Origin of the sequence: Peribacillus huizhouensis, from assembly GCF_014138605.1 — a bacterium.
Lineage (GTDB): Bacteria > Bacillota > Bacilli > Bacillales > DSM-1321 > Peribacillus > Peribacillus huizhouensis.
In genome coordinates this window covers 115400-140070 of sequence record NZ_JACJHX010000009.1, presented here as the reverse complement: position 1 = coordinate 140070, position 24671 = coordinate 115400, and the positions used below count along the sequence as shown (strand labels likewise).

At 37.3% G+C, this 24671-nt stretch carries 22 protein-coding genes and 1 other RNA gene; 20 read left to right on the top strand and 3 right to left on the bottom strand.

Going from position 1 to position 24671, the window contains the following annotated elements; all coding sequences use genetic code 11:
• Positions 1–10: 10 nt before the first annotated feature.
• The 8 genes from HNP81_RS14810 (at position 11) to HNP81_RS14775 (ending at position 8714) form a co-directional block, all read left to right on the top strand.
• Entirely contained in the window at positions 11–2788 is a 2778-nt protein-coding gene (locus HNP81_RS14810) for an ATP-dependent DNA helicase DinG, 3'-5' exoribonuclease type (protein WP_028391525.1), read from the top strand.
• 281 nt (positions 2789–3069) lie between these two features.
• Complete coding sequence (locus tag HNP81_RS14805) at positions 3070–3240, top strand: YpmA family protein (protein ID WP_084552317.1); 171 nt, start codon at positions 3070–3072, stop codon at positions 3238–3240.
• A 15-nt stretch (positions 3241–3255) separates the two neighbouring features.
• A complete protein-coding gene (locus HNP81_RS14800) occupies positions 3256–3732 on the top strand; it encodes a cell wall elongation regulator TseB-like domain-containing protein (RefSeq protein ID WP_028391524.1) in 477 nt (158 codons plus the stop codon).
• A 21-nt stretch (positions 3733–3753) separates the two neighbouring features.
• Positions 3754–4941 carry a pyridoxal phosphate-dependent aminotransferase gene (locus HNP81_RS14795; protein WP_182503142.1) on the top strand — a complete coding sequence of 396 codons (1188 nt, stop codon included), beginning with the start codon at positions 3754–3756 and terminating at the stop codon, positions 4939–4941.
• A 249-nt stretch (positions 4942–5190) separates the two neighbouring features.
• Positions 5191–6483 carry an asparagine--tRNA ligase gene (asnS, locus tag HNP81_RS14790; RefSeq protein WP_182503141.1) on the top strand — a complete coding sequence of 431 codons (1293 nt, stop codon included), beginning with the start codon at positions 5191–5193 and terminating at the stop codon, positions 6481–6483.
• A gap of 331 nt (positions 6484–6814) precedes the next feature.
• A complete protein-coding gene (locus HNP81_RS14785; protein WP_028391521.1) occupies positions 6815–7507 on the top strand; it encodes a DnaD domain-containing protein in 693 nt (230 codons plus the stop codon).
• 32 nt (positions 7508–7539) lie between these two features.
• The gene (gene nth / locus HNP81_RS14780; RefSeq protein WP_028391520.1) at positions 7540–8196 is read left to right on the top strand and encodes an endonuclease III; all 657 of its coding nucleotides are present in this window, start codon (positions 7540–7542) and stop codon (positions 8194–8196) included.
• Complete coding sequence (locus HNP81_RS14775; protein ID WP_182503140.1) at positions 8193–8714, top strand: YpoC family protein; 522 nt, start codon at positions 8193–8195, stop codon at positions 8712–8714. Before nth ends, HNP81_RS14775 begins: the two co-directional genes overlap by 4 nt.
• Before the next feature lie 42 nt (positions 8715–8756).
• Here the strand turns inward: HNP81_RS14775 and HNP81_RS14770 are convergent, their stop codons facing one another.
• Together HNP81_RS14770 and recU are read right to left on the bottom strand one after the other, a co-directional pair.
• On the bottom strand, positions 8757–11477 hold the full coding sequence (locus HNP81_RS14770) for a PBP1A family penicillin-binding protein (protein ID WP_182503139.1): 2721 nt from the start codon (positions 11475–11477) through the stop codon (positions 8757–8759).
• A gap of 38 nt (positions 11478–11515) precedes the next feature.
• Complete coding sequence (recU, locus tag HNP81_RS14765) at positions 11516–12118, bottom strand: Holliday junction resolvase RecU (protein WP_028391519.1); 603 nt, start codon at positions 12116–12118, stop codon at positions 11516–11518.
• Between the two features lie 1185 nt (positions 12119–13303).
• Here recU and HNP81_RS14760 point away from each other — a divergent pair.
• The 3 genes from HNP81_RS14760 (at position 13304) to HNP81_RS14750 (ending at position 14921) form a co-directional block, all read left to right on the top strand.
• Complete coding sequence (locus tag HNP81_RS14760) at positions 13304–13579, top strand: hypothetical protein (RefSeq protein ID WP_028391518.1); 276 nt, start codon at positions 13304–13306, stop codon at positions 13577–13579.
• 334 nt (positions 13580–13913) lie between these two features.
• A complete protein-coding gene (locus tag HNP81_RS14755) occupies positions 13914–14282 on the top strand; it encodes a YppE family protein (protein WP_028391517.1) in 369 nt (122 codons plus the stop codon).
• Between the two features lie 78 nt (positions 14283–14360).
• Positions 14361–14921: a YppG family protein gene (locus tag HNP81_RS14750; RefSeq protein ID WP_051404932.1), complete on the top strand. Its 561-nt coding sequence runs from the start codon at positions 14361–14363 to the stop codon at positions 14919–14921.
• Positions 14922–15008: 87 nt separating this feature from the next.
• Here HNP81_RS14750 and HNP81_RS14745 read toward each other — a convergent pair whose 3' ends face one another.
• Positions 15009–15470: an Hsp20/alpha crystallin family protein gene (locus HNP81_RS14745; RefSeq protein WP_182503138.1), complete on the bottom strand. Its 462-nt coding sequence runs from the start codon at positions 15468–15470 to the stop codon at positions 15009–15011.
• Between the two features lie 849 nt (positions 15471–16319).
• Here HNP81_RS14745 and HNP81_RS14740 point away from each other — a divergent pair.
• The 9 genes from HNP81_RS14740 to HNP81_RS14700 all read left to right on the top strand — a co-directional run bounded on the left by HNP81_RS14740 (position 16320) and on the right by HNP81_RS14700 (position 24561).
• On the top strand, positions 16320–18584 hold the full coding sequence (locus tag HNP81_RS14740) for a DEAD/DEAH box helicase (RefSeq protein WP_182503137.1): 2265 nt from the start codon (positions 16320–16322) through the stop codon (positions 18582–18584).
• A 30-nt stretch (positions 18585–18614) separates the two neighbouring features.
• Positions 18615–19895: a ribonuclease H-like domain-containing protein gene (locus HNP81_RS14735; RefSeq protein WP_281384509.1), complete on the top strand. Its 1281-nt coding sequence runs from the start codon at positions 18615–18617 to the stop codon at positions 19893–19895.
• A gap of 311 nt (positions 19896–20206) precedes the next feature.
• Positions 20207–20743 carry a CotD family spore coat protein gene (locus HNP81_RS24705; protein WP_281384508.1) on the top strand — a complete coding sequence of 179 codons (537 nt, stop codon included), beginning with the start codon at positions 20207–20209 and terminating at the stop codon, positions 20741–20743.
• Between the two features lie 123 nt (positions 20744–20866).
• Positions 20867–21412: an SLOG family protein gene (locus tag HNP81_RS14725; RefSeq protein ID WP_028391512.1), complete on the top strand. Its 546-nt coding sequence runs from the start codon at positions 20867–20869 to the stop codon at positions 21410–21412.
• Positions 21413–21494: 82 nt separating this feature from the next.
• Positions 21495–21806 carry a cell division regulator GpsB gene (gene gpsB, locus HNP81_RS14720; RefSeq protein ID WP_182503135.1) on the top strand — a complete coding sequence of 104 codons (312 nt, stop codon included), beginning with the start codon at positions 21495–21497 and terminating at the stop codon, positions 21804–21806.
• A gap of 165 nt (positions 21807–21971) precedes the next feature.
• An RNA gene (gene rnpB / locus HNP81_RS14715) (RNase P RNA component class B) lies at positions 21972–22363 on the top strand.
• 325 nt (positions 22364–22688) lie between these two features.
• The gene (locus HNP81_RS14710; protein WP_154664004.1) at positions 22689–22826 is read left to right on the top strand and encodes a hypothetical protein; all 138 of its coding nucleotides are present in this window, start codon (positions 22689–22691) and stop codon (positions 22824–22826) included.
• 179 nt (positions 22827–23005) lie between these two features.
• On the top strand, positions 23006–24157 hold the full coding sequence (locus HNP81_RS14705; protein ID WP_028391510.1) for a THUMP domain-containing class I SAM-dependent RNA methyltransferase: 1152 nt from the start codon (positions 23006–23008) through the stop codon (positions 24155–24157).
• Positions 24158–24360: 203 nt separating this feature from the next.
• Positions 24361–24561 carry a cold-shock protein gene (locus HNP81_RS14700; RefSeq protein ID WP_028391509.1) on the top strand — a complete coding sequence of 67 codons (201 nt, stop codon included), beginning with the start codon at positions 24361–24363 and terminating at the stop codon, positions 24559–24561.
• Positions 24562–24671 lie beyond the last annotated feature (110 nt).

The window sequence follows — 24671 nt, the reverse complement described above, 5'->3', positions numbered from 1 at the left end:
GTTTTAAATAATGGCGCAACGCTATGTAGTAGTCGATTTAGAAACAACAGGAAATTCCCCTAAAAAAGGGGAGCGTATTATTCAATTTGCAGCAGTTGTGATAGAAGAAGATCAAATCATTGCTGAATATTCTACTTTTATTCATCCTGAACAGGAAATCTCGATATTTATCGAAGAGCTTACAGGTATTGATAATGATATGGTAAAAGATGCTCCTATATTTGAAGAAGTGGCTGAACATATTTCTGCTTTATTAAAGGATGCGGTCTTTGTAGCGCATAATGTATTATTTGATTTAAATTTTTTAAAAGAAGAATTAGAACGATGTGGAATGGAAGCTTTCTACGGCTCTACGATTGATACTGTCGAACTTGCTAAAATCATGAAACCAACCTCAGATGGTTATAAATTAAATCAGCTTGCCAAAGCAGAGAAGCTTGATCACTCTATGCCACATCGTGCTGATAGTGATGCATTTGTCACGGCCCAACTTTTTCTTGAACTAAAAAAGAAACTTTATAAGCTACCACTTCTTACCATGAAACATCTATACCGACTTTCATACTCTTTAAAAAGTGAAATTTCGGAGCTTATTCAAGAATGTATAGCAAAAAAACTTTCTCGACCAAGTGAGTATGATGCAACGATTGAAGCATTTCAAGGCTTAGCTTTTAAGAAAATGAGCACAAAACATGCTCAAGCTACGTGGAAAATGGCTTATCCAAGCGATAGACAAGAGAAATTGGAACTTATTCGTGAATCATTGCCCCATTTTGAAAGCAGAGAAGGCCAGCTTGAGATGATGGATAAGGTATATGATTCGTTTGAAAATGAAAACCATACGATTATTGAAGCTGGTACAGGTATTGGTAAGAGCTTGGCTTATTTACTACCGGCAGCCTATTTTTCTGTGAAGCAAGGAAAACCAGTGGTCATATCAACGTATACACTTCAACTTCAAGAGCAGCTACTTCAGTCAGAAGTGCCAAAATTAAAGAAGATGCTTCATTTTCCACTTTCAGTTGTTCTATTAAAAGGACGAAGCAACTACCTTAGTCTTGCAAAATTTGAGCGAGCAATCAGGGAAAAAGAAGACAATTATGAAACTGCACTTACGAAAATGCAAATATTAGTTTGGTTAACAGAAACGGATACTGGTGATAAGGATGAATTGAACTTAACAAGCGGAGGTGAGTTATTCTGGGAAAGGCTACAAAGTAATTCATTTACTAAAAAGGGGTTACAAAAGCCTTGGCAAGTAGTCGATTTTTATGAAAGAGCCAAAGCTGTTGCACTTAAAGCAGACATCATTATTACCAACCACGCGTTTTTAATGGCTGATTTAGTATCTTCTGATCCTTTAATTCCAAATGACGGTTTTTTAATACTTGATGAAGCGCATCACCTTGAACGGGCTGCAAGCAAGCATCTTGGACGAAGACTTGATTATGTTTCAGTAAAAACTCTTTTAAATCGTTTAGGCCATTCGGATCAAAAACAATTACTATTTCGGTTGGAAAAGATGCTCCTCCAATATTCTTTAGAAGCAACAACTAGACAATCGAATATAGATCGAACTTTGCTTGATTTTTTCTATGAATTTGACCAATTATTTTTTCAATTAGGGGCAATTGCAAATCAGCATGAAAGGTCTGGTAGTCCAAAGCGAATATCGATTTGTTTAAAAGATGAAAAATGGAAAAAAATCTCTATGGTTGCAGAAAGATTGGTTGATCAGCTACAAACGATTTTGTCAGGACTAACAGAAAGAATTTCGTTACTAACAAGCATTGAAACTTTAAGTAAAAATGCCCAATTTTATTTGAATGATTTTGAACTGATTTGTTATCAAATTAATGAACTTAAGAAGACTCTTACTGATTTCTTTATCACTCAAAATACCGATTTTATCTATTGGATGGACTATACAAAAGCAAATCCACAACAAGGAATCTCATTAGCTTCTCAGCCCATTACAGGAAGCAAATTGTTATGGTATACATTCTTTTCGAGACAAAAAAGCATCGTTATGACATCGGCAACACTTTCTGTAAAAAAGTCATTTCACTTTTTTATGAATCAGATCGGGATGCAGGATATACCAGTGAAAACGTTTAGCTACCCTTCACCATTCAGCTATCGTGAACAAGTGCGAGTACTTGTACCAAAGGATATTCCAGATATTCAGAGCGTATCAAAAGAAGAATTTGTCTTTCACGCAGCACAACATATTATTCATACTGCAGAAGCTGCCAAAGGGAGGATGATGATATTATTTACCTCTCATGAGATGTTAAGAGCTACCTATCATGTAATAAAAGAGCTTCAAGCGTTACAAGAGTTTACATTGTTTGGTCAAGGGATAACAAGTGGCAGTAAAACAAGGCTTCTAAAAAACTTTCAAAGCTTCGATAAAGCCATCCTATTTGGAACGACTAGTTTCTGGGAAGGGGTTGATGTGCCAGGAGAAGATCTGTCCTGTCTTGTTATTGTTAGACTGCCTTTTTCGCCCCCTGATGATCCGATAACGGAAGCAAGATGCAACATCATCAGAAATCAAGGCAAGAATCCATTTTCAGCCTATTCACTTCCTGAGGCAATTTTGAGATTTAGGCAAGGATTTGGCCGATTAATTCGAACAAGCACAGATAGAGGTGTGCTCGTTGTACTTGATCGAAGAATTATGACGACTATATATGGCGAAGCTTTCAGGCAAGCGATACCTCCAGTTGATTGGCTGCAAGTATCAAAAAATGAACTTGTCAAAGCGATTGAAGAATGGATTTAAGTTAACTGATTAAGTTAAGTTTAAATAAGATAAACACCGTGTTAAATCGTCTCGCCAGTTTGTGGAATAATCTGGTATCAACGGGTGAATAGACTCAAAAAATTTTGGTTATAGGGCTTATCTCTTAGTTTATTCCTGTAAATGAATTAATTCGAAGAATAGCAAAAAATTGATATGGAAATGTTCAACAAACTGGTATAATGTGAAAAGAAGTCAAACATATAAAACCTTGTTATCCCAAGGTTTTTATATAAAAATTATTGTTAAGGGGGTGCTTGGAAATGGAAAGCAAAATAGAAGTGATTTCAACTGTAAAACTTGCGCATTCCCCTGATTTGTATAAAATAGTTGATTCTTTAAACCGTAATCTAAAGGAAAGAAATCTTATGTTTGGGCTTGCGCTAGATTCAGAAGATCAGGAAAAAGCGATATTCACGATTTATCGTACATAGAAAGAGTGACTGTATTTGAAAAAGTGGCTGATTATTACTTCGGTTTTCGTACTTTGCTTCATTGTTCTTGTAGCGGGGGCTTATATTAAAGCGATGTCGCCAAGACAAGATGCATCTGATATCGCTTTTGCCAAGGCGAAGCAGGAAAGAGACCTAGTTACACTTGATGAATTTTATCTTTACCATGGACTTGAATCTTATTCTGTTGTTGTCGGAAAAAATGTGGCTGGTGAGAAACTAGTTGTTTGGATTCCTGAGAACAAAGATTTAGATATTGTAACAGCTCAATATAAAAATGGTAAGACAAAGAAAGAAATCATTCAGATTGCCAAGGAACATCTGAAATCTCATGAAATTATTTCAGTAAAACTCGGGATGGAAAACAATGTTCCACTCTGGGAAGTAACTTCTCTGGATGCTACAAAACATTATAATTATGAATATTATGAGTTTAAGTCAGGCGAAATGATTGATTACTATCGAGGTATTTAGACAGATAATGGAGGGTTTATTATGACAAAGTTAGCAAATCGCGTACAAGCATTAACACCATCATCTACATTAGCAATTACTGCTAAGGCAAAAGAGCTTAAAGCTCAAGGACAAGATGTTATTGGTCTTGGAGCAGGCGAACCAGACTTTAATACTCCGCAGCATATTATCGATGCAGCTTTTAAATCTATGAATGAAGGTCATACAAAATATACCCCTTCAGCCGGTTTGCCAAAGTTGAAAGAGGAAATTATTAACAAGCTTTCAAAAGATAATGGTCTCTTATATCAACCAAATGAAATTATTGTTGGCTCAGGTGCGAAACATGTGCTTTACACATTATTTCAAGCGATTTTGGATGAAGGGGATGAAGTGATTATCCCTATTCCATATTGGGTCAGCTACCCTGAACAAGTTAAATTAGCTGGCGGAACTCCAGTATATGTGAATGGTACAGAAGAACAGTCGTTCAAAATTACAAAAGAGCAGCTTAAAGAAGCGATTACAGATAAAACGAAAGCATTTCTTATCAATTCACCTAGCAACCCAACAGGTATGTTATATACAGAAGAAGAGTTGCGCGAGCTTGGGCAAGTTTGTTTAGATCATGATATATTAATTGTTTCAGATGAAATATATGAAAAACTTATTTATGATGGAGCGAAGCATGTTTCAATCGCATCTATATCAGAAGAATTGAAACAACAAACAATTGTCGTCAACGGTGTATCAAAATCTTATTCAATGACCGGTTGGAGAATTGGCTATGCAGCTGGAAATGCTGAGATTGTAAAAGCGATGACGAATTTAGCAAGTCACAGTACTTCAAATCCAACAACAACAGCTCAATATGGTGCAATCGCTGCTTTATCAGGACCGCAGGACAAAGTAGAAGAGATGCGAGTCGCATTTGAGGAGCGGTTGAATATCATTTACGATAAACTTACAGCTATTCCTGGAATCACTTGTTTGAAACCTCAAGGGGCATTTTACCTGTTCCCTAATGCAAAGAAAGCGGCAGACCTTACTGGTTTTGATAATGTAGATGCATTTGCTGGTGCCCTGCTTGAGGAAGCACTAGTAGCAGTTATCCCAGGATCGGGATTCGGAGCTGATGATTTTATTCGCTTATCTTATGCAACATCATTAGATCAATTGGAAAAAGCTGTTGAACGCATTCATTCATTCGTTTTATCAAAAATGGTCTGACTTGCTAACTTACACTGTTGAGTAACCAGATAAAATACATTTATTTGTATCGTGTTTGCCACTACAATGAAGTACATGTATAATGAAAATGTTATGCACGTATAATATTTTTTATAAGTTTTATTGTTTAGCGCTAGTAGTCTACCTCCTCTAAAGTATTGTGGTTCATGTTATCTAGAGAGATAATTGCTTTCGGGCTTAATGGGGTGGGTAGGTGCTTGCGCTTTATGATTTGGAGGGAAATGTATCGTGAAAATTACGATATCACAAGTAAGTGAATATGTAGATCAAGAAGTGACGATTGGCGGTTGGTTAGCTAATAAACGTTCAAGCGGAAAGATTGCATTTTTACAATTACGCGATGGATCAGGGTATATACAAGGTGTTGTTGTGAAAGAAGATGTTGGGGAAGAGATTTTTGCCCGTGCGAAATCGATTACACAAGAGTCTTCCTTATATGTTACAGGTATTGTACAAACAGATGAGCGTTCTCCATTTGGCTATGAGCTGCAAGTGAAGAATGTTGAAATCATTCATGAATCAGTGGACTACCCAATTACACCTAAATCACACGGAACAGACTTCTTGATGGATCACCGCCATTTATGGTTACGTTCGAAAAGACAGCATGCTGTTATGAAAATCCGTAACGAAATCATTCGTGCTACATATGAATTTTTTAATAATCAAGGTTTTGTTAAGATAGATCCACCAATTTTGACTGGAAGTGCTCCGGAAGGCACAACGGAATTATTTTCGACTAAATACTTTGATGAAGATGCATTTCTATCACAAAGTGGACAGTTATATATGGAAGCTTGCGCAATGGCGCTTGGAAAAGTATTCTCTTTCGGTCCAACATTTCGTGCTGAGAAGTCAAAAACTCGTCGTCACTTGATTGAGTTTTGGATGATTGAACCAGAAATGGCGTTTTACGATTTTGAAGACAGTTTAAAAGTACAAGAAGATTATGTTTCTTATATCGTTCAATCTGTATTGCAAAACTGTAAGTTGGAATTGAACACGCTAGGACGAGATGTCGAGAAGCTTGAAAAAATTAAAGCACCATTTCCAAGGATTACGTATGATGAAGCACTTAAATTCCTTCATAAACAAGGTTTTTCAGATATACAGTGGGGAGATGATTTTGGTGCGCCACATGAAACAGCAATTGCCGAAAGTTATGAAAAACCTGTTTTCATTACGCATTACCCAACTTCATTAAAACCATTTTATATGCAGCCAGACCCAGAGCGTGAAGAAGTTGTATTATGTGCCGATTTAATCGCGCCAGAAGGATATGGTGAAATTATTGGTGGATCAGAACGTATCCATGATTTCGAATTGCTTGAAAAACGAATTGAAGAACATAAATTAAGCAAAGATACGTATAATTGGTATCTCGAATTACGGAAATACGGTTCGGTTCCTCACTCTGGTTTCGGACTTGGGCTTGAGCGTACTGTAGCGTGGATCAGTGGAGTAGAGCATGTACGTGAAACGATTCCATTCCCACGTTTATTAAATAGACTATACCCATAATTACATGAGAATATCATAATAAGGGACTGACCTCGTCTTCTACAACGGTAGCAAAGTGTTGTGTACACTTCTAAACTTTATGTTGTGATTACGGGGACAGTCCCTTTTTTATCGTGCATTAACGGGTAGTAGGCCTAGCGACGCTAGTACGGAACTAACCATTTGAGAGAAGTCAGAAAAAAACCACTGATTAAAGTTTCGCTTTATAAGGCTATATAGAAAAAGCTTTTAAAATATATTTATTTTTATTTTTGGTAAGTATTTTCCAAAATGTTTTATAGTTAATGTCGAACCTTGTTTCATGTTATACTTATAATGAGGTGTCAAAGATATGAAAAATAACTTATATGCATGGTTTAAAGAAGGATCGATGACGATTCCTTCATTTTTATTTACTCATTATAAAAAGATAGGCTTAAATGAGCAAGATGTTATGCTACTGCTTCAACTTCAACATTTTATTGAAACGGGAAATGATTTTCCCGCGCCATCCCAGCTAGCAGAGCGAATGACTCTACAGGAAACAGAGTGTTTGTTTTTAATACAGCGATTAATTCAAAGAGGGTATATTAAATTAGAAGAAGATCAAGGACAAGCAATTGGAGATGAAAGGTATTCACTAGATCCATTGTATGAGAGATTAATTGATTGCTTCTTACAGGCTCAGAAACAAGAGAAAGCGGAGCAGGCATTAAATGAGGGAGAAAGCCTCTATACAGTATTTGAACAGGAATTTGGCCGGCCGTTGTCGCCGTATGAGTGTGAAACACTAGCACTATGGATGGACGATGATCATTCACCTTCAATCATAAAAGCGGCGTTGCGTGAAGCTGTTATCTCTGGTAAATTAAATTTTCGCTATGTTGATCGTATTTTATTTGAATGGAAGAAGAATGGCATTAAGACAATTGATCAGGCAAAGGATCGTGGTCAGCAATTCAGAATGCATCAAAAGCGAGAAAAGAAGCAGGTTACACAAACTCCAATTAAAGATGTGCCTTTTTATAATTGGTTGGAGCAATAGTTATAAATAGTTCTAGGTAAAAGGAGTCTATTATGCTGAATAAAACGCAGATTCGTTATTGTTTGGATACGATGGGTGAGATGTTTCCAGATGCACATTGTGAATTGAATCATTCTAATCCATTTGAACTCGTCATCGCGGTTGCACTGTCTGCTCAATGTACAGATGTTCTTGTAAACAAAGTCACAAAAACATTATTTCAAAAATACAAAACTCCTGAGGATTACATAAATGTTCCCATCGAGGAGCTTGAACAGGATATTCGCTCAATTGGATTGTACCGAAATAAAGCTAAAAACATCCAAAAGCTTTCCAAAATGCTGATTGAAGAATATGGTAAAGAAGTTCCGAGAGACCGGGATGAATTAACGAATTTGCCAGGTGTCGGTAGAAAGACGGCAAATGTTGTTGTTTCCGTTGCATATGGTATTCCGGCCATTGCGGTGGATACTCATGTTGAAAGAGTGAGTAAACGCCTTGGAATATGCAAGTGGAAAGACAGTGTTCTAGAGGTGGAAAAAACTTTAATGAACAAAGTTCCAAAAGAAGAATGGTCCGTTACCCATCATCGCATGATTTTCTTCGGTAGATACCATTGTAAAGCTCAAAATCCACAATGCCCTGTTTGTCCACTTCTTGATGTATGTCGCGAAGGGAAGAAGCGAATGAAAAGAGAAGCAGTTAGATGATTGTAAAATTACCACAAAAACTTTTACATGAAAAGTTCTTTTTTAGTGATATGATTGAAATCGATCATTCTAGCTTTGATAAATGGGATCCGAGTTTTAATCCAGCCCTTTTTGTGTATGATATGCTGTATTGGAGTGGGGGACAAGGATTTCAACCTTGGCAGCAGGGACACTTGACTATACCAGTTCTTTTTGAAAAATGGAAAGAGATAGCTAATACTTGCAAGATCATCATTGATGAGCGCAGGCAAAAAGATACTGAACTGTTCATGAAAAAGGGGATGGCTCTTTTTTTTCAAGCTTTGTTTTGGATCAATGAGCAACCTGTAGTGCTCTATAATTGGTATGAGTCTGTTGACAAGCTTTCATTAAAACCGATTAATGTTGTTGAAAGACTTTCGTTTGTCGAATTGCGTATGACTCATTATGCTTCTTTTATCCAACTATCAGAATTATTTCTTGAGGCCGAAAAACAATATTATAAAACGATAGCAATGAAAAAAAGATATCAAAAATAAGAAGAGGCATCCATATGGATGCCTCTTACTTTATTTGAGAAGTTAAGGATTGGTACCTTCAGCTGGTGGTACCGTGTTTTCGGCATCAATTGGAGGTTCTGGTGGTTCAGTAGTTCCGCTATTGCCGCCAGTGCCTCCAGTGCCGCCAGTGCCTCCAGTGCCGCCAGTGCTGTTTTCAGCACCATTACTGTTTCCATTACCTGGATTTTTATTGCCGTTATTATTCCCTTTGCCAGGATTGTTATTATCACTATTGTTACCATTACCAGGATTATTATTGTTTCCATTGTTATTGCCGTCATTGCTATTGTTATCATTTGAATTATCTTGCCCTTGTTCATTCTGTCCAGTGTCATCTGTCACATCAGGGTTATTTAAGTCAGGTTCAGGTGCGATCGGTTCTTCCTGAAGTGCAGTGACTTTAACACTGGCTGAAGCTGATGCACTTTTCTGGCCGTTAATAATCGCTGTGACAGTGAATATATAAGTTGAACCAGGGTTAGGTTGTTGGAGTGTTAATCCCATCGTACTCGAACGTGCGAGTACTTGAGAGGCGCCCCCATCAATCGATACTTTAACCTCAAATTCTGGTGTCTTACTACCTGTTTGAGGGTAGTTCCATTGAAGATTAATGGAATTGCTCGCTTCATCATAGCTTGCGTTTACTCCAATAGGAGCAGATGTCTTATCATATTGCTTGGTTACTTTTGTTGGTTCATGTCCTCTTATGAAATATTCATAAACAATCTGGTCTTTAGGTGTGTACTCACTTGCTTTTACAGCAGGGTTCGATCCTTTAAGAATGCCAATCTTTACAACGTTTTTCGGCTGTTTAAAGTCTTCTGTTTTACCTTTATGAACATGTTGCATTAATTCTTTAACCATCTTTTTCGGAATCGTTTGCGATTCTTTTCCAAGGTATTCGCTTTTTTTATCATATCCAATCCAAGCAGCGACCGTATACTTGGTCGTATAAGCTGTCATCCAACTGTCTGGAATCCCTTCAGAAGGGATGTTATATTTCTTCTTATCTGCAGCAGTGAAATTGGAGGAGCCGGTTTTACCAGCCATTTCTAGACCTGAGACTCTCGCTCGTTGTCCAGTTCCATGGCTTTTATCAATAACTCCTTTTAACATGTCAGAAATCATAAAGGCTGTTGATTCTTTCATAACAGCTTTTGATGTATATTTATTTTCAATAGTTGTCTTATCTCGTAAAACAATTTTTGTGACGGTATGTGGTTGATTATAAATTCCGCCGTTTCCAAAAGCACTATACGCGCCAGCAATTTGCATGGACGATACCGATTGTGTTCCGCCAATAGCACCAGACTCATAATTAGCTTTAGGGATCGGAATTCCTAATTCTTGCGCAAAAGCGTAACCTTCTTCAACGCCAACCTCTTGAAGTGCCTTAAGTGCTGGGATATTTAGGGATCGCTCTAAAGCCTCACGCATACTCACATCACCGCGATAACGACCACCTGCATTTTTAATTGGTGTACCATTTGAATATTCATATGGTTCATCGGTTAGTTGATGATAAGTAGACCAATTTAATTTGTCAATTGCAGGAGCATAATCCATGATCGGCTTAATCGTAGACCCTGGTGAACGCTTTGCTTCAGTTGCGTAGTTAAATACCCGTTTACCTTGAATATTTCTACCTCCACCGATTGCTCGTATTTCACCGTTTTGTGTATCAATCAGGGAAATTCCGGCTTGCAAGGATTTACTCGGATATTGGATGATCTTCTCGGTATTTAACATGTCATAAACATATTTTTGTGCATCTGTATCGATGGTTGTATAGATTTCGAGTCCATCTGTATACGGATTGTAATCGCCCATACTTTGAACTTCTTCAATTACTTGATCAATAAAAGCATCGTATGGTGTTGTATCAATTTTACTCGTATCCTGTGATTTTAACGTTTTAGTTACTGGAATGCTTTGGGCTGCTTTCATTTCTGCTTCGGTAATAAATCCGTGACGATTCATTAAGTGAAGCACTAAATTTCGTCTTTTTTCTGCCCGGTCTGGATGTTTAAAAGGATTATATCTGCTCGGACTTTGCGGTAGCCCAACAAGCATCGCTACTTCATCGAGTGTAAGATCTTTAAGCTCTTTTCCATAATAGGTATCTGCAGCAGTGGCAATTCCAAATGCATGGTTAGCATACCAAATCTTATTCACATACATTTCAAAAATTTCTTCTTTCGTATATCTTTGTTCAAGTTTAATGGCTAACCAAGCTTCTTGAACTTTACGCTTAATAGTCTTTTCATCGGTTAAAAATGTCCGCTTAACGACTTGTTGAGTTAAAGTACTAGCACCTTGTGAACCAAAGCCGTTGGTTACATTTCCGATCACAGCACTCCCTAGGCGGAGAAAATCGACTCCACCATGCTTAAAGAACCGGACATCTTCCGTTGCTAATACAGCATTTTTAATAACTTCAGGAATATCCGCATAAGCTACATATTCTCGCTTTTCAACGCCTTCCTCGGTAAGTAGTTTACCATCTTTATCATAAAATTTTGAGGAAAGGGGGTCTTTTAAGAGCGACTCGTCAATCTGTGGTGCATCGCTGATGAAATAGGCTACTGTTGCACCACCCGCAACGACTCCAATAATACAGAGCGTTACGAGAACAAGAAAAATCTTTTTAAATAACCCTCTTGGTTTTTTGTGACCCTTTCCTTTTTTATTAGAGTTCGCCTGCTTTCGGCGTTCCTCTCTTGTATTATATTTTTCAGCCAAAATAGCTTACCTGCCTTTCATAATGATCCAATTGGAAATTATCCTAAGATGGAATCTATTACTTTAATATAATCAATCCTTGGTTGAAAACCTAGTGGAATTCGTTTTGAAAAAGATTCCACTTCTTTTTTTGTAATTGATTTTCTTCCGCCTTCTTTCATACGGTTCCAGAATTTTGTTAAATGCCCTGACTCCATTAAGTAAATTTCATCAGTTGCAGAAAATCGGATGATGACAAAAGCGATCCCGCCTTGCTGATCGATGCTTTTCATATGCTGGATTTGGTGTTCGTGAAAATTATTTAGTGGAAACGAAGTTGGATTTTGTGTTTCCTTTGCTTCGAAATCTAAATGCTTACCCTTATACACACCATTATAATCTGTAGTAGACGCTTGCTTGAAATATGCTTCTTTTATTACTGCTGCACTTCGTTTTGGATAATGTACATCTACAATTTGAATAGGAGTAGGCTTCTTATGGACGACAGCTATACCATTTGCTACATAATATTCGTTCGAATCGTTTAAATCATCCTCCAACGTTTTCCCTCGATTACTGAAGCTGTTTTTTTTCATGGGACGTTGTATGGCTTCCGAGCTTTTAGAAACATATTTACGCCCATTGGGGTAATGAAAAGCCAAGTGAATCCCCCCTTATTTTCACTTATCATATAATAGCAAAAAAACAAGTGAAGTAGTGAATAAAATGATCTTTTTCTTTTCAATCTAACTATGTATTTTATCATATTTAGATTGAATTGGGTAATAGGATTGACATAGTACACGGATAAGTGTTGTTCTGTATTAATTTTTTGCATTTATATACTTTAAAACAGAAATCAGGAAAAGCAAATAAGGAAAATATCACAATAATAAAAAGTAGATAAGATTTCTAATAGTACCTTTTAATTCAATTCTACTATTTAAATAGCCAACAATAATCTTGAAAAAATGAGTTTTTCCCGCAATAACGGGCAGTAAGACCCCCACCTCAATGCTTAGGAGAATGGAAGAAGCGAAGGTGGGGGACTGCCCGTAAAAGCCTGATTGGTGAGATACAGTGAAACTTACCGTTATAGTCTTCAAAGGTTTAGTTGATGCCCACATTATGTGGGTCACTCAGACGTTGCCGCAGGTTCATAGTTTCACTTTATTCGACTAGTGAATGGGGCTAGTTCTTCCTCAACTAATACTAAGCAAGTGATGTGAATAGAACATTATTCTCCATATATTTCACTCTAAAGTTTAAAAGCAAGAGCCGTTATTACTCGAAATGTCACAATTTTGTCTGGAAATTAAGTAATTAATTTGAAGAAGATATTGAAGTTGTAAGTAAGCAACAATGGTTGGGTGAAGTTCGGCTGCTTATATTGATATAAAAAAAAGTAGCTGTCCCACACAAAAGAGTCAGCACCTATCACTTTATATCGTTCATAATGAGTGTTTTTTCATTATAAACCCTGAATTAGTGTTAGGATCAGCTCAGTTTGTGGGACAGCCGTTTTTTACAAGTATATTTGGCTTGTTTAAGTAGAAGGTCGATCAGGTCCAGTTAATTTCGGGTTACCAATTGCAGCTTTAGTACTAACGCTCTTTTCATTTTTCTTTTTTTGCTGTTCTTTACTCTCGTTTGTCGTCATGATTTACCACCTCCTAATAATAGTTTTATCTCAATTTTTCCGCTCATTCATAAGAATTGTCGAAAGTTTGAAAAATCCCCATTTATTCCACTTTCTTTGCCGATTTACTTCTAGTTTTGTCAGACGTGAAGGGCTTTTGGCAAAAACAAAGAATAATACAGGTTAAAGAAATAAGGAGGGATTTTTTATGGGAATCAAACTTGTGGATGTAGAAGAAATTCTAGGGTTGATGGAAGAAATCAATGAGCGTTTGGAAAGTTTAGAAACATCATTATCTGTTTCCTTTGCCACGGAACGCAACAAGCTATGGACTAACCAGCATCACATGGTCGATTCCGCGAGTATGAAAATTAACGAAACTGACTTTAGATGGTTGATGATGCAACATCAAAATCCAGAGTTACGCGATATCGATAAGAATCGAAATACCATTCTTTCGATGAAGCCAAAACTTGGCTATTAATTTGTGAAGGAAGTTTACAAATCCGGCAGTCAAGCTGTACGGGTTTTTTTTAGCATTGATATCATGATTGAGGTATTAGAGACAGCAATTTCATATGAATGTACCATAATTTGTTTTTTTAAGACAAGCTTGTTTACCATTCCTTTTTTATATAAATGATTTATAATTTGGTTATTAAGGATGTTCAAATAGTCCGAGAAAACATAACCGTCGAATGTAGCAAAACCCTGTCTCCTCGTTTTTCACGTATTAACTGTGTAGACTATTAAGCTAATCAACTAAATTTCTCGGTCATTTTGAATACACATTCATACATAAATAAATGGGGGATTAGATGCTGGATAAGAAATATATGGAAACACTTACTGTCCAATTATTACAGTTTACTGAAAAAGCGGATGAAGTATATGAAGCAGTTAGGGAAGAAGGTAAAGATAGAGATTTTTATCTTGAAGTGAAACCATTTGTTGAAGAAGTGGACGCTGTCTTACAATTATGGACACCTAACATGAGAGATTGGATGAAAGAAGAAGACTTTACTCACTTGTTTCCACAACAAATTGAGCAAACTGCAAACAATCTTGCCGATGTGGTTGTACAGGCATTCTTTCATAAAACAAGTTATAAACGATTTAAAAGTCACATTCAATCCGTACGATTTATTTTGCAAAATGTGTTAACAGAAATTCAACTTAAAATATAACCGTTTTCTCAGATTCTCACCAAATATACTTCTGCCACATATAATAAATCAGCTAATGACTTTATGGGGGGAGTATACATGAACACGTGGGGGTCCTACTATGAATGGGATCACAGAAACAACGGAGCCTACTTTAATGAGATGAGCGGGTTTGTGAATGGGTATCATATGCAGCAACCGTCTTATCAGGCTCATCCTCAATACGTACAAATACAAGGGCAGCAAGCGATTGGGCCTATACCTCAACATGGTCAGCACCCTTATCAAATGGGTGCCTATCATCCTTTTATGCACCAACCCCAGCCAAGCGAGCCGGTATCCGGATATTACGGGCAACACCCGATGCAATATTACCAACAGCCGGTGCAGGGGATTAATCCATTTGAAAATCCATTGTCTAAAGCAAAAAACAAGAAAGGGCAAATGAATAATCTTCAAATTGGCTCCAATCCGTATCCAAAGCAGCAATTTATGCAAAAGCAACAGCCAACAGGTGTTCAATCGATGCTCAATCAATTTAAAACACAAGATGGATCGATGGATTTAAATAAAATGGTGAACACAGCCGGACAGATGATGAATACGGTGAATCAAGTGTCTTCGATGATTAAAGGGGTGGGGGGAATTTTCAAAGCGTAAATAATAAGGGTCAGATTCTACCGAATAACGACAGGACGGTAAAATCTGACCTTTTAATATGATTAATTAAAAAGAATATGACATGATTTAATCATCGACAATAATTGTTTTCCCTTTGATTTTTGGAATGGTCAGTCGGAGGATTCCATCACGGTGGTGAGCTGTTACTTTTTGTTCATCGATAGGTTTGGACAAACTAATGGTTCTTGTAAGAGAGGTTGATTTCTTTTTTCGTGTTGAATAAAAATCTTTGTTTGCAACAGTTTGCTGTTTGTCTCTGAGAATCCGGATTGTGACAGCTTGAGGGAGGATTTCTATATCAATATTTTTTCTACGGATTCCTGGCAAGGAAGCACTAATGAAATAATCACTTTCCGTCTCTGATACATCAACTGGAAAGCTTCCAGAAGAAACAGAGCCGAAAAATTCATTCATTGATTGGAGCATTCCTTTTGCTGGTTTGTCAGCAAAAAGACGATCCATTTTATTGAAGAAATCGTAAACACCTTCATGACGAAATGGTTTTTTCCTTTTTTCAGAGTCAGACATGGTTCATACTCCTTTCGAATTCATTCATGGAACAACCAATCACTGTTCTTAATTGGAGGAAAGTAACGTTTATAAAAATGATTCATCGTAGCCAACCATAAGCTTGCTTCATCATTATTTTTTTGTAAGGCTCTTTTCGTAAAGATTGTTGTTTTTAGCAAGAAACCAATTCGAACAGATGTTGATCTTCGTTACAGGTGCGAGACTCCTGCGGGAAAAGCGTGTTGAGGGAGACCCCGCAAGTGTAAAGCACTGAGGAGGCTTCTGAGACCGCCCGCGGAAAGCGAGTACCTGCAACGGAAATCAACCCGGGTTATTAGTGTAAAAATGATTGAAAAGCAACAAAGTATGTGAAAACAGCCTTTTGTAAAGAATCTGTTTTGTATTAGCCTATGTATTTCTGTCTAATTATGTGACAAAAATGGTGTTTGATTATTTAAGATAAACTAAACAAGAAAGAAAAAAGGATGACGATCGTAAGCAATTGTCCAATTGGAATAATTGCCCAATCAATCAGTTGATTGAATTGATCATCATTTCCAATGATAGTTAGAGAATACACAGACTAAGTGCGCCGCACCCTATAGTCTTTCGTCTGTGTGACTCACATCCTGTGGGTGCACATACCTTTTGAAAACCACAAAGGCAAGTTTCACTTTATCTCACCAACAGGGCATATAGGGACAGTTCGTCCACTTACGCTTCTTCGATTCATCTAAGCCTTGAGGTAAGGGGACTACCAGTTAATAGAGGATAAAGGAGTCGGGAATCTCATTCCATTTAAAGGGAATGAGATTTTCCTTTTGTATAGAACGCTTATTCGGTAATATAAAGAGATGAGGTGGTTTTATGAGACTGAGAAAGAATTTACAAGAAATCATGGCTGAATTAAAAAGCAGCGAAGAATATAAATTTAATATTGCTCACTGGCATACAATTGAGGAGAAATTAGCAAAAACAGCACCTTTTCCAGCTCGTATGCATGAGAAGCTTCAGGCTGCGTTAAAAAGACGTGGAATTAGTGAACTGTATACACATCAATCAACAGCTTTTGATACAGCAGCTGAAGGTCGAAGTTTAGTTGCTGTTACTCCCACAGCTTCTGGAAAAACACTTTGTTACAATCTTCCAGTATTGCAATCTATTCTTGAAAATGAAAAAACACGAGCTTTGTATATATTTCCAACGAAAGCACTTAGTTACGATCAAAAGAGTGAATTACATGAAATGATTGACGAAATGGATGCTTCCATTAATAGTTATACGTATGATGGAGATACACCTTCAAACATCCGACAAAAAATTAGGCAAGCAGGGCATATTGTTATTACGAATCCTGATATGCTCCATTCTGGAATATTGCCTCATCATACAAAGTGGGTTTCTTTGTTTGAAAATTTAAAATATATCATCATTGATGAATTGCATATATACCGTGGAGTTTTTGGTAGTCATATGGCAAATGTGATTCGAAGGTTAAAGCGAATCTGTGCATTTTATGGCAGTGACCCTTTGTTTATTTGCACATCAGCAACGATTGCCAACCCTCTTGAACTTGCTGAGGAATTAACAGAAAAAGAAATGGTGCTCGTTGATAATAATGGCGCTCCAAGCGGAAGGAAGCATTTTGTTTTTTATAATCCTCCGATTGTGAATAAACCACTAAATATTAGAAGAAGTGCAGTACTTGAAGCAAGAAAGCTTGCTCTTGAGTTCCTAGCTAACAAAATTCAAACAATTGTGTTTGCAAAAAGCCGCGTCCGAGTGGAGATTTTATTAACTTATTTACAGGAGCTAGTGGCAAAACAGCTAGGACCAAAATCGATTCGAGGCTATCGTGGCGGATATCTACCAAAGCAGCGCCGAGAGATTGAAAAAGGGTTACGAGACGGTTCTATTTACGGAGTGGTTAGCACGAATGCACTAGAACTGGGAGTGGATATTGGACAATTACAAGTTTGTATAATGACGGGATATCCTGGTTCGATTGCAAGTGCTTGGCAGCAAGCGGGAAGAGCAGGGAGACGGCATGGTGAAGCGCTAATTATTATGGTAGGTAGTTCAAATGCCCTTGATCAGTATATCGTTTTACATCCCGAGTACTTTTTCACGAGAAATCCCGAAACGGCACGCATTAATCCTGATAATCTCGTCATTCTAGTCGATCATTTGAAATGTGCCGCGTATGAGCTACCATTTAAAAAGGGAGACTTATTTGGTCAAACTGAGATTATGGATGTGTTAGAATTTTTAACCGAGGAGAGAGTACTTCATCAAAACGGCGATAAATGGTATTGGATGAATGATGCTTTTCCGGCACACAATATTAGTTTACGATCGGCTTCACAGGAAAATGTTGTCATCATTGATCAAACAGAATCGCCTAATCATCAAGTTATTGGTGAAATGGATACGTTTAGTGCTATGACATTGCTTCATGATGAAGCGATTTATTTGCACCAAGGCACCCAATATCAAGTGGAGAGGCTTGATTGGGAGGAAAAGAAGGCATATGTACGCGAAGTAAATGTTGATTATTATACAGATGCTAATCTCGCTGTACAGCTTTCTGTATTGGAAATAGATAAACAAAAAGTGTTTGCACAAACAGAAGCGACCTTTGGTGATGTATCAGTCAGGGCGATGGCAACTATTTTTAAAAAAATTAAATTTGAAACGCATGAAAACATTGGCTCAGGGCCGATTACGCTGCCAGAATCTGAACTGCACACAAACGGTGCGATGCTATCAATAAATCATAATGCATTTGACTGGGATGAAAATCGAATGGAGCAAGGCCTGATTGGAGCATCACATGCATTAAATTACATGGTACCACTATTCGTCATGTGCGACCCGAATGATATTCACGTATATCCTCAAGTGAAAGCAGCCCATAATGAAAAACCGACCATTTTTATCTATGATAAATATCCAGGTGGTGTCGGATTAAGTGAAAAAGTTTACCAAAATGCTGAGAATATTCTAAAAGAAACGCAAGAAATGATTGAACGCTGCCTTTGTGAAAATGGCTGCCCTTCTTGTATCGGAACAGACACAGCTTCAACGACTGCCAAAATAGATGCTGTGAATGTGTTAAAAATATTCCGCTAAACGTTGTAAATAGAGGTGCTTGAATTGTCATTGAAGAATAAATTAAATCGCATGAAAACACATATGGATTTGCCTGATTCAGAGAAAAAGGAAAGTGTAGTAGAAATCATAAAAAAGGAGCTTCATGAAAAAGTTGATGGCCATCGAGAACTTCCATTTGCAGAAAAATGGCAGCAATTCGATACACAACCATATAGGTTTGATGACTCCTATTGTTGGATTAGGGAAGTACGTTATCCCATCGAGATGAAACATGGTGATTATTCGTTTGCAGAATTGCAAACTGTTATGGATGTGTGGCAGAAAAGCGGATTAAATCACCCATTAACTGCTGCAGGAATTGGTACACAGGATTTGTTTTTCTTTGATACAGAAACAACCGGTCTTGGCGGAGGAGTTGGGAATACCATTTTTATCCTCGGTTATGCAAGCTTTGAAAAAGATGAAGTTGTTGTCAGACAGCATATTTTGCCCCAGCCTGGGGCTGAGGTCCCGTTATATCAGAGTTTCTTAGAAAAAGTGAACTATGAAACGCTTGTTACCTATAATGGCAAATCATTTGATTGGCCTCAATTAAAAACAAGACATAAACTTATCCAACAACATGTACCGAACTTACCAGAATTCGGGCATTTTGACTTATATCATGCCTCCCGAAGACTCTGGAAAAATAAATTAGAAAGAGTGAAACTATCGATTGTTGAAACTGAAATTCTCGGATTTAAGCGAGAAAATGATATACCAGGCTACTTAGCACCGATGATTTATTTTGATTTTGTCGAGCGGCAGGATCCAGAAGTATTATTTGGTGTCCTCAAGCATAATGAATGGGATGTCCTTTCATTAATTACCTTGTATATTCATCTTTCTCGGCAAATTCTCCAAGTAGATGGATATGGGGATGAGTCACTTGAAGTCGCACGCTGGCTACATGATCTTGGCACAAAAGAGGAGGCATATAAAACGTACGAACGTGTGGTCAAAGAAGGATCAGCAGATGAAGTCCTCCTTGCCAAAAAGGCACTAGGCTTTGCAAAAAAGAAAAATAAACACTTTATTGAAGCATATTCTATCTGGAAAGAGGTTTTTGAAAAGGGGAATGGCATGTTAAAAGTTGAAGCGGGTATTGAATGTGCAAAACTGCTAGAACACCAATTCAAGGATTATGAACAGGCAAAGAAATATACGGAAGAAGCGCTGACTATACTTTCCGGTATATCTAAATATAATGATTCATTGAAAGAAAATGAGTTGACAAAACGTCTATTACGACTGCAAAGGAAATTAAAGGTTGATATGCATATCCTTTAATATGGAAAAATGATAAAAAATTCCTATTTTTACATGATAAGAAATGATTGTGACAGCCCGTGAAAGCGTGTAATATTGAATGCGGATGAAATGTCCTAAAATATGATAAATGAGGTCGTACGGGAGATGTACAAAGCAATTTTAGTTTTGTTTTTCGTTGTCTTATGTTTAACTGCATTTTTGTTTTCTGCTTTTGGGGATACATTCTATACCTTTTTATGATAAATTAGGTTTTTGACTAGTACATGAACTCCCCCTTTGTCATAGTCTGTAATTGAAAGCGATACTTTGATGAAAGGGGACAAAATGCGATGGAATTTACAAAGAAAAATGTCGACTATCATAAAAACGTTGACTATCATAAAACTGTGTTAGGTGCGAAACATGGTTATGGTCATAAAGTAATGGGTGCACAAACAGGTCCAGGTTACTCACCTGCAGTTATGGGTGCACAAACAGGTCCAGGTTACGCTCCTGCAGTTATGGGTGCTGCAGTAGGTCCAGCACCAACACCTTATCCTTATGTTGGAGGCGCACAGATGGGGCCGGGGTATCCAGCACCTGGATATGGCGTAAGTCCAGTAATGCCGACAAGTGTTGCACCATCTCAAGTATCACCAACGACAAATACGGTCAATGCTAATGTTATGAAGACGATTGTACCTCATATTCACCCGTCTCATAACACAACGGTTAATCAGCATGTATTCCAGCATCAACACTATTTTCCACATACTAATTCAGTAGTCAACGAATGCTTTAACCAACACTTAGTTTGCACTGGGCCGCCACCAATGCCGGCATATAATCCGTGCTGTGGACCAAGACCAAGACCATTCGGTTATTAACAGATAGAACAAGGGCTAATACATGCCCTTGTTTCTTTTTAATTGATTTTTATAACAAGAATAAGAGTTTAGAGTAGGAAAGATGTTATACTAAATAATAGTATCAATGATGGAGAGAATAAGATGAAAGTTCTATACATAACAGGCTATAAGGCCTATGAATATGGTATTTTCAAAAAGGATCACCCAGGTATAAAATATATTAAGAAGGTTCTTAAACAAAGATTAACATCATTCATAGAAGATGGGTTAGAATGGATCATAATTTCTGGGCAACTAGGGACAGAACTCTGGGCTGCGGAAGTCGTTTTTGAATGTAAAAAAGAATATGATGTAAAGCTTGCGGTGATTACGCCATACTTAAACCAAGAAGAGTCATGGAATGATGAAAATCGTGAGTTTTATCAATCAATTATAGCTAAAGCTGATTTAGTAGAATCTATTTACAAAAGCCCATACGAAAGCCCGAGTCAATTGAAAATGAAAAATATGTTTATGATTCATAAAAGTGATGGTATGATGATTATTTATGATGAAGAAAAAGAGGGTTCGCCTAAATTTGCTATGGCTGAAGCGAAGAAGTATAGGCTAGAACATGATTATTTGATCTTTCCTCTAACATTTGATGATCTCGAAGCGGCTGCACAAGAAGAACAGTGGTCTGATTAATAAAGATTCATTGACAAATCAAGGTTTTTTTGAAAAAATAAATGAAAAGTCGATGTATGGAGAAAGTGTAGAGGTGAGTCTTATGCTATCTGACAAGATAAAATTGACTGGAAAAGACATATTGGAAAAAGATTTCAAAACTGCAATGCGTGGATACAAACCTGAAGATGTGGACCAGTTCTTAGATATTGTTATTAAGGATTATGAAGCATTCTATCAGGAAATTGAAGATTTAAAACAAGAAAATCTAAAACTGCGCAAACATTCTGAAGAGCAAGTTAAGCGCCAAAGCCAAACGAATACTGGGCCATTGCCTGGAACGACGAACTTCGATATTCTTAAAAGGTTATCGAACTTGGAAAAGCATGTATTTGGCAGCAAACTATATGACTGATGTGTTTGATTTACGGATCTCATATCGTTGCAGAGTGCTGAAAATTGCTTAACTAACAACAGAAAATCAACATAATACTTCAATTTTGTATTGCTATCCAAAAATAATAATAATTACTTCTTGCTTTATAGTGAAAAACAATGTAGAATGATTTCTTGTGTAATGACGTTTGGGTAATTGCTGCAGTTGCTTAACTGTAGAGGAAAGTCCATGCTCGCACAGACTGAGATGTTTGTAGTGTTCGTGCCTGGCGAAAAAATAAGCCACGGCAGCAGAATTCATTCTGCTGACGGCCGGGAAAGTGCCTAAGTCCATTAGGATATGGCATGAATACCTATAAAAGTGCCACAGTGACGTAGCCTTTTCAGAAATGAAAAGGGTGGAACGCGGTAAACCCCACGAGCGAGAAACCCAAATTAATGGTAGGGGCGCTTTCTTCCTTGGAAATGAACGAGGAGAAGGACAGAGGCTATTGCCTCTGTAGATAGATGATTACCACCTAAGTACGAGATGAAAAATCGCTTGCAGTACTACGGTACAAAACATGGCTTACAGAACGTCATTATACAAAACAAAACTCTCCTTATTCAAATAAGGGGAGTTTTGTTTTGTATATAGATTTGTCAATTACTATTGGTATGGTGTAAACATTTAAAATGAAACGTAATGGTAAGGGTAATTCGGTCTTTGTGAAGTCAAATATATAACCTTTTGAAGGATTTTGTATACTTTGTAAGATAATTGATAAAAGTGGTAACATACCTTTTTTGCTGATTGAAGTTTCACTTTATTAATCAATTCCACAACGACAGTGTAGGTAGCCAGTTGGTAGAACTGTAAGAGCGATCATGACAATGCTTAAGAGACTGAGACACTAAAGAAATGATGCGTAAATTAGTGACAATGAATCAATTAGGCATTACACTATCTATTGATGACTTTCAAAACCTAAGTTATTTATATCGTTTGCTGACTGATATCGGACCGAAGTCTGATCTGACATTTACATATGCATCGTAATGGGGCTACTGTAATAAACACGATAATCATAATGACCAAGACTATTTATGTGATATGGTTGAAAAACGTGTGAGAAATACCAAGATTGTACGAAAACTAATAAGATATAATATCACAAGAACAAATCTTTAATAGGAAGATGGGTTCTTGAGTTGTTAATAGGGAAGCTGGTGTAAAGGTTGAAACAATTTGATATTATTGCCACTTCGGCAATGGGGCTTGAAGCTGTTGTTGCAAAAGAAGTGCGCGCACTCGGTTATGAGTGTGAAGTAGAGAATGGAAAAATCATGTATAAAGGCGATGCTTCTGCCATTGCTAGATCTAATTTATGGCTTCGAAGTGCCGATCGAATTAAAATTAAAATCGGTGAATTCAAGGCGACTACATTTGACCAATTATTTGAAAAAACGAAAGCGTTGAATTGGGAAGATTATCTCCCGGAGAATGCAGAATTTCCTGTGAGTGGAAAATCTGTTAAATCTACTCTGTTTAGCGTATCGGATTGTCAAGCGATTGTAAAAAAAGCAATTGTCGATCGAATGAAGAAGTATTATAAAAAAACATCATGGTTTGAGGAGAATGGTGCGCTATTTAAAATTGAAGTATCAATCTTGAAAGATATTGTAACTCTTAGTTTAGATACGAGCGGACCGGGCCTTCATCGTCGAGGGTATCGGACAGATCAAGGTGAAGCGCCTTTGAAAGAAACACTTGCTGCGGCACTAGTGATGCTGACCAATTGGTATCCTGATAAGCCGTTTATTGATCCGTTTTGTGGTTCAGGGACGATACCAATTGAGGCGGCATTAATCGGTCAAAATATTGCCCCAGGCTTCAATCGCGACTTTGTTTCAGAAACTTGGGATTGGTTTGATCAAAAAGTGTGGGATGCAGCAAGAGTGGAAGCAGAGGATCTTGCAAAATATGATCAACCACTTGATATTGAAGGCTATGATATTGATCACCGGATGATTGAAATTGCAAAAGCGAATAGCTTTGAAGCTGGTTTTGGTGATCTCATTACTTTTAAGCAGATGCAGGTAAGTGACCTAACTACTCGTAAAGAATATGGGGTAATAGTCGGGAATCCCCCATATGGAGAACGACTAGGTGAAAAAGAGCAGGTTGAAGACATTTATAGAGGAATGGGTCAAGCGTTTAAAAAGCTTGATACATGGTCTATCTATATGATTACTTCGCATCCTGAATTTGAAACTTATTATGGAAAGCAAGCAACGAAAAAACGCAAGCTGTTCAATGGATTTATTCGAACTGATTATTATCAATACTGGGGGAAACGTCCACCTAAGCAACCTAGAACAGAAGAATAAGCTTGAAATAATAATAGTTGATTTGTGAACATTATACTTATTTTCTGGTTAAGCTTGCTTTTACCAGGACTATCTGTTATTCTGATAAAGAATTATTTTTGTTCGATATGAAAGAAATAGCTGTTGTATGACGCGTTATTTTCATTATCACCAGGGCAAGGATAGTAATACACTGTGTGCTATCACATTAGGAGGCAACAACAATGGAACAAGGTAAAGTAAAATGGTTTAACGCAGAAAAAGGTTTTGGATTTATCGAACGTGAAGGCGGAGACGACGTATTCGTACATTTCTCAGCTATTCAAGGTGAAGGTTTCAAATCTCTTGATGAAGGTCAAGAAGTTACTTTTGAAGTAGAACAAGGTCAACGTGGACCACAAGCTACTAACGTAAATAAAGCATAATAAGATTGATCATATATAAACAGGCTCCCTTTTTTGGGGGCCTGTTTTCATCTGGGATGAACCGACTTCAGTAAAATCATACCTTGTAGCCATAATAATTTCTTGACGGT

Bases quoted from the DNA above. Each gene is read 5' to 3' on its own strand.
- HNP81_RS14745 (WP_182503138.1), bottom strand. From the start codon at position 15,470: ATGTCTGACTCTGAAAAAAGGAAAAAACCATTTCGTCATGAAGGTGTT.
- HNP81_RS14750 (WP_051404932.1), top strand. From the start codon at position 14,361: ATGAACACGTGGGGGTCCTACTATGAATGGGATCACAGAAACAACGGA.
- HNP81_RS24705 (WP_281384508.1), top strand. From the start codon at position 20,207: ATGGAATTTACAAAGAAAAATGTCGACTATCATAAAAACGTTGACTAT.
- HNP81_RS14740 (WP_182503137.1), top strand. From the start codon at position 16,320: ATGAGACTGAGAAAGAATTTACAAGAAATCATGGCTGAATTAAAAAGC.
- HNP81_RS14760 (WP_028391518.1), top strand. From the start codon at position 13,304: ATGGGAATCAAACTTGTGGATGTAGAAGAAATTCTAGGGTTGATGGAA.
- nth (WP_028391520.1), top strand. From the start codon at position 7,540: ATGCTGAATAAAACGCAGATTCGTTATTGTTTGGATACGATGGGTGAG.
- HNP81_RS14805 (WP_084552317.1), top strand. From the start codon at position 3,070: ATGGAAAGCAAAATAGAAGTGATTTCAACTGTAAAACTTGCGCATTCC.
- HNP81_RS14710 (WP_154664004.1), top strand. From the start codon at position 22,689: ATGATGCGTAAATTAGTGACAATGAATCAATTAGGCATTACACTATCT.
- HNP81_RS14755 (WP_028391517.1), top strand. From the start codon at position 13,914: ATGCTGGATAAGAAATATATGGAAACACTTACTGTCCAATTATTACAG.
- HNP81_RS14725 (WP_028391512.1), top strand. From the start codon at position 20,867: ATGAAAGTTCTATACATAACAGGCTATAAGGCCTATGAATATGGTATT.
- gpsB (WP_182503135.1), top strand. From the start codon at position 21,495: ATGCTATCTGACAAGATAAAATTGACTGGAAAAGACATATTGGAAAAA.
- HNP81_RS14810 (WP_028391525.1), top strand. From the start codon at position 11: ATGGCGCAACGCTATGTAGTAGTCGATTTAGAAACAACAGGAAATTCC.
- HNP81_RS14785 (WP_028391521.1), top strand. From the start codon at position 6,815: ATGAAAAATAACTTATATGCATGGTTTAAAGAAGGATCGATGACGATT.
- HNP81_RS14795 (WP_182503142.1), top strand. From the start codon at position 3,754: ATGACAAAGTTAGCAAATCGCGTACAAGCATTAACACCATCATCTACA.
- HNP81_RS14775 (WP_182503140.1), top strand. From the start codon at position 8,193: ATGATTGTAAAATTACCACAAAAACTTTTACATGAAAAGTTCTTTTTT.
- HNP81_RS14700 (WP_028391509.1), top strand. From the start codon at position 24,361: ATGGAACAAGGTAAAGTAAAATGGTTTAACGCAGAAAAAGGTTTTGGA.